Annotated in this window: 1 protein-coding gene; it reads left to right on the top strand. The window is 59.0% G+C overall.

All coding sequences use genetic code 11. The features are described from left to right. Positions 1 to 84: 84 nt before the first annotated feature. Positions 85 to 1,416 (top strand): DUF6350 family protein (locus Q0216_RS02065; protein WP_298592530.1); only part of this gene is annotated, 1,332 nt, incomplete at its 3' end.

The following is a 1,416-nucleotide window of genomic DNA, read 5'->3' as shown; positions in this document are numbered from 1 at the left end:
CTGTGTGAATAGTTGTGAGAACCCGCTTTCGAGTGTTAATCGGAGGCGGGTTTCGTCGTTAATTCGTGGCATGATTGAAGGACGATGAAAAGCACCTCACCTATCTCTCGTTATTCCATGCCCATGCCTCTGTGGCTTCAGGGTGTTGTTGAGCTAATTGTTACTGCCCTGTTCTCTGCTGTTGCAGTGCTTGCGGCGATGTCTGCCGTGTGGGCGACCAAGGGTTTTGGCGACATGGAGTTCTCCTCTGTGGCCGCCATGTCGGCGCACCTGTGGCTTCTGATTCACGGTGTTCCCCTGGATCTTGCGGCTGCTTTTGGTGTTTCTGCCGGCACGATGACGCTGGTGCCGCTGGGTTTGAGTATTTTGCCTCTGCTGCTTTGTTATCGTTCGGGTCGTCGCTTGGCGCGCGCCTCGTATGAGGGTGAGTTTTTGATTCCGGTGCTGTCCGGTTCGGTGACCTATGCGCTGATTAGTTCGGCGATGTACGGTTGGGCGAGTCCGCATCCGCAGCCTCTTCAGGCGTTGAATGCTGCCCTGGTGCCTTTGGGTATTGTGGTGGCTGGTCTGATGTGGGGCGGCTACCGTGAGGCGCGTTCGCTCTCGCGCATGGTGGGTGTTGATACTGCGGAGCAGATTTCGCAGATGAGTCAGTATTCGCGTTGGGCGGGTTCGTACGCCTGGGCTGTGGTGCGTGCTGCGGTGGTTGCTTTTGTGGCGCTGATTGGTCTGGGTGCGGTGCTTTTGGGTATCGGTATTTTGGCGGGCTGGTCGCAGATTGTTGCCACCTACCAGGAGCTGCACGCGGGCGCTGTGGGTGATACTGCGGTGACTCTGCTGCAGCTGGGTTTCTTGCCGAACCTGGTGATTTATGCGATTGCGTGGTCGACCGGTGCCGGGTTCTCTATTGGCGCGGGCACCTCGGTTGGTTTGACCAGTAGTGATGCTGGTACTTTGCCGATGCTTCCGATTCTGGGTGCTGTGCCCGAGTCGCTGGGCACGTTCGGTTTGCTGGGTCTGCTGGTGCCGCTGGGTGCCGGTGCGATTGCTGGCTGGTGGTTCTTGCGTGAGGGTGAGGATCACCTGGATGAGTGGGTTGCTCTGAAGGTTCCGTTCCGCCCGCTGTCTGCGCTGATTTCTGCTGTGGCGCTGGGCGTGGTGACCGGTATTCTGACGTCGTTGGGTGCCCTGTGGCTGGGCTGGATTTCGTACGGTTCCCTGGGTATTGGTCGTTTTACGGAGGTTGGTGCTGAGCCGCTGAGCTTCGCGGCGCATACCGCGTTGACGGTGGGTGCGGGCGTGACTTTCGGTATGTTGCTGAGCCGCGCCCTGGTGCCGGATAGCAGCCGTGAGCTGCCTCGTTTTGCGGATGAGCGCCCGAACCTGGGTGAGCGTCTGATGAGTTTTACTGCCTCG

This window comes from uncultured Rothia sp. (assembly GCF_937976295.1).
Lineage (GTDB): Bacteria > Actinomycetota > Actinomycetes > Actinomycetales > Micrococcaceae > Rothia.
This window is presented reverse-complemented; position numbering and strand designations above follow the sequence as displayed.